This window comes from Flavobacterium sp. (assembly GCF_044361015.1).
GTDB lineage: Bacteria > Bacteroidota > Bacteroidia > Flavobacteriales > Flavobacteriaceae > Flavobacterium.
In genome coordinates, this window is the sequence record NZ_JBIKJL010000100.1 from 1 (window position 1) to 3,778 (window position 3,778).

The 3,778-nt window shown below is 33.6% G+C and carries 5 protein-coding genes; all 5 read right to left on the reverse strand.

Annotated features, from left to right (window positions below; translation table 11 throughout):
- Positions 1-588, reverse strand: a 588-nt coding sequence (locus ACIQ2Z_RS12650; RefSeq protein ID WP_396184529.1) for a peptidylprolyl isomerase, incomplete at its 3' end; no start/stop codon positions are given.
- An 18-nt stretch (positions 589-606) separates the two neighbouring features.
- Positions 607-1,734, reverse strand: coding sequence for a peptidylprolyl isomerase (locus ACIQ2Z_RS12655; protein ID WP_396184530.1), 1,128 nt, complete (start codon positions 1,732-1,734; stop codon positions 607-609).
- A gap of 11 nt (positions 1,735-1,745) precedes the next feature.
- On the reverse strand, positions 1,746-2,288 hold the full coding sequence (gldI, locus tag ACIQ2Z_RS12660) for a gliding motility-associated peptidyl-prolyl isomerase GldI (RefSeq protein ID WP_396184531.1): 543 nt from the start codon (positions 2,286-2,288) through the stop codon (positions 1,746-1,748).
- 39 nt (positions 2,289-2,327) lie between these two features.
- Positions 2,328-3,341, reverse strand: coding sequence for a bifunctional oligoribonuclease/PAP phosphatase NrnA (locus ACIQ2Z_RS12665; RefSeq protein ID WP_396184532.1), 1,014 nt, complete (start codon positions 3,339-3,341; stop codon positions 2,328-2,330).
- A gap of 35 nt (positions 3,342-3,376) precedes the next feature.
- Positions 3,377-3,778, reverse strand: a 402-nt coding sequence (gene crcB, locus ACIQ2Z_RS12670) for a fluoride efflux transporter CrcB (RefSeq protein WP_396184533.1), incomplete at its 5' end; no start/stop codon positions are given.

Sequence of the window (3,778 nt, forward strand, 5' to 3'; positions counted from 1 at the left end):
AGCAATCGCATCTCTGTCTGTGAAGGTTTTAACTGCATCAAACTTTTTTGCATTACTACCCACACGAATAATGGTGATTTTTTGCATCACATCATCTTGTACAATTGCATCAACCACACTTTGTCCTTCTACCACATGTCCAAAAACAGTGTGTCTGCCATCTAAGTGAGGCGTTGCTAAATGCGTGATAAAGAACTGACTTCCGTTCGTTGTTGGACCTGAATTTGCCATTGAAAGTATTCCAGTTTTATCGTGTTTTAAATCTGTAAATTCATCTACAAATTTATAACCGGGTCCGCCACTTCCGTTTCCTGCCGGATCACCACCTTGAATCATGAAATTAGCAACCACACGATGAAATTTCAATCCGTCGTAGAATTTTTTGTTTTTGAATTCAGCACTTACCGCCGGATTATTTCCTTCTGCTAACGAAACAAAATTAGCAACTGTAATTGGAGCTTTTTCATATTCCAATTGTAAAAGAATTTTTCCTTTAGTAGTTTGAATTTCTGCGTATAATCCATCCGCTGTTTGAGCAAGGGTTGACAAACTAATTGATAGAATGAAAATTGAAATAATTTTTTTCATGTTTTGTTAATTTTATAATTATTGTTTAGGTAATTCTTCTAATAACTCGATTTCAAAAATTAAATTAGAATTTGGTGGTATAATTCCGCCAGCACCTGCTTCACCATAACCTAATTGAGAAGGTATGAATAAAATAGCCTTATCCCCAAAGTTTAAATTTTCTAATCCTTCTAAAAATCCCGGAATTAAACCTGTTTTATTGCCGTATTGAAAAGGAAATGGGGTATAGGCTTTAGCATCGGCTCTGTTTTGATCAAATTTTCCAAAAGCTTTTGAAACATCCTCTTTACTGCTGTCAAAAAGTTCTCCGCTTTCAAAAAATCCGGCGTAATGAACATAAACAGTGGAACCATTTGCAGGTTTTTTTCCTTTTCCTTTTTCATAAATAGCATACTGTAATCCGGAAGCTGTTTTTTGAGCTGTTTTTTTCTGGGTTTCGAAGAAGGCTAATTTTGTATCAATAACTTCTTTGAATTCAGCTAGAAAAGCCTCTTTTTTGATGGCCTCTTCCGCTTCCATTTTTTTTCTGTTTTCTGCTTCAGTTTTCAATCGGTCATCAAATACTTTCACAGCATCAAACTTTTTAGCAGCTTCACCGTTTCTAACGATAATAATACTCTCAATTACATCATCTTTTACAATAGCATTCACTATTTCCTGACCTTCTTTTACTTTACCAAATACGGTATGTCTTCCATCTAAAAACTTTGTTTCAACATGGGTTATAAAAAATTGTGAACCATTCGTTCCGGGACCTGCATTTGCCATCGATAAAGTGCCCGGACCTTGGTGTGATAAATCGGTTATTTCATCCATAAAATTATAACCCGGTCCGCCGGTTCCATCTCCATTTGGATCACCTCCCTGAATCATAAAATTAGCTTCTACGCGATGAAATTTTAAACCATCATAAAAAGGGACTCCCTTTTTTGATTCTAAAGTTACATGCTTATTTTTCCCTTCGGCTAACAATATAAAGTTTGCAACGGTTATAGGTGTTTTGTTGTATTCTAAGGATACAATTATCTCCCCTTTACCGGTTTTTATGACACCAAAAATACCGTCTCCTAAACGGTCATAGTTCTCTCCACAAGAAACTAGAAGAAGAGAAGTCAAACTTAAAAATAGAAATACAATTTTTTTCATTTTTTAAATAGTTATTGATTTGAGCTGTTATTATTATTATTTAATTCACTTTCTTTTTTAAAATCTGTTAAGGTAACAGTACAGATAATCGGGACATTTGGACCAATTCTGTTTTTATCACCCAAATAGCCATAAGCGATGTGAGAGGGAAACAGAAAAGACACTTTTTCATTTTTTCGCATTAATTTTATACCATCACGTAGGCCAATCATTATTTCTTGTTTGTCAACTAAATAATTTTGAGGTCTAAGCTCTAATGCAGTATAAATAATATTTCCTTTTAAATCAAAAATCTCATAATCAAAAAAAACAACATCCCCACGTTTAGGTCGCAAAGTATCTTGTTGGTTTTGTATTTCATACGAATACCAATATCCTTTTTCAGAAGCAAGATATTTTTTTTCAGGGTTACTTTTAATGATGGAATCAATTGCTTTTTCTTCGGCTACAATTAATTTTTTATTTCTAACTATTGACTCTTTCATAAAACTACCGGACGATTTATAAACGGGCTTTCTTGCTTCCGGTTCTTTGCAACCGTAAGCGAATAGCATGCCAAAAAATATAAGGAATATAAAATAGTTAAGTTTCATTTAGAATTTTAAATTAGGGTTGTTTTTTACAATTTGTTCAAAATTACTAATGGTTTCCTTCATCGAAACTAATGATTTTCCACCGGCTGCATTGATGTGACCGCCACCGTGAAAATGTTCCCGAGCTAGTTGATTTACGTCAAAATCACCCATGGAACGGAGAGAAATTTTAATAATTCCTTCTTCTTTGTTTTCGATAAAAATGGCAGCAAAGATAATATCTTTGATTGATAATCCATAATTTATAATTCCTTCCGTATCTCCTTTTTTAAAGTGATAGCGATCAAGTTCGTCTTGTGTTAATGAAATATATGCTGTTTTTTGTGCTTTAAAAAGTTTCATGTTTTGAAGAGCTTTACCTAATAATTGTAAGCTTTCGAATGAATTATTGTTGAACAACAAATTATGAATTTCACTATTGTCAATTCCTAAATCAATTAAATGAGCAACCGTTCGGTGAGTCTTTCCAGTTGTTTTTGGGAATTTAAAAGAGCCGGAATCCGTTACAATTCCTGCATATAAACAAGTAGCGATGATTCTATCTATTAATTCTAAATTATTTAAAGCTGTAATAAAATCATAAACCATTTCACAGGTTGAACCATAAGTTGTATCAGAAAAGGTTACTTCCGCATATGAATCGGGAGCTTGGTGATGATCTATCATGATAAATGGAGCTTTGAGCTTAGTCAAATCATGTTCCATTTCTCCTGTTCTATGAAGAGCATTAAAATCTAAAGTAAAAATCAATTCTGCTTGTTCTAAAACTGCTTTTGTACCTACTTTATCTTTTTCATATATCAGAGCGGTTTCTGAACCCGGCATCCAAGCTAAAAAATTAGGAAATTCATTAGGGGAAATAAGTATGGGTTGGTGATTTAGTTTTTTTAGAAAATGGTATAAAGCTAAGGTTGAACCCATGGCATCACCATCAGGATTTCTATGTGGTAAAATGACGATTTTTTTAGAAGTCGCCAATAGCATTTTTGCTGTTTCAATTTGAATTTCTGTCATAGTTTGCGAAGTTACATTTTTTTAGCAAAAAGTTCTCATTTCGTTAAAAAAAGTCCAAGCCAAACCGCAGCGATTCCTAAAATTATACTCGATAAAATATAGGTAATACCTAAAAGATATTGATTGTTTTGAAAAAGGGTTAAACTTTCGATACCAAAAGCAGAAAAAGTGGTAAAGCCACCACAAAATCCTGCAATTAAAAGGAAGCGAATGTCGTGATTGGTCCAATTCCAACGTTCGATGAGTCCAATGAATGCTCCAATCAACAAACAACCGATGATATTCACCAAAAAAGTGGCCCAAGGAAACGAACTTTGAACGTATTTTTGCGTGAGTAGCGAAGTTCCATAACGAAAAACGCTACCCATTCCTCCGCCCAGAAAAATAAAAAGAAATGTTTTTAACATTAGGGATGAATTTATTTGCTTTTCAAAAGT

Excerpts from the sequence above, each read along its gene's own strand:
- ACIQ2Z_RS12655 (WP_396184530.1), bottom strand. The coding sequence starts at position 1,734 with ATGAAAAAAATTGTATTTCTATTTTTAAGTTTGACTTCTCTTCTTCTA.
- gldI (WP_396184531.1), bottom strand. The coding sequence starts at position 2,288 with ATGCTATTCGCTTACGGTTGCAAAGAACCGGAAGCAAGAAAGCCCGTT.
- ACIQ2Z_RS12665 (WP_396184532.1), bottom strand. The coding sequence starts at position 3,341 with ATGACAGAAATTCAAATTGAAACAGCAAAAATGCTATTGGCGACTTCT.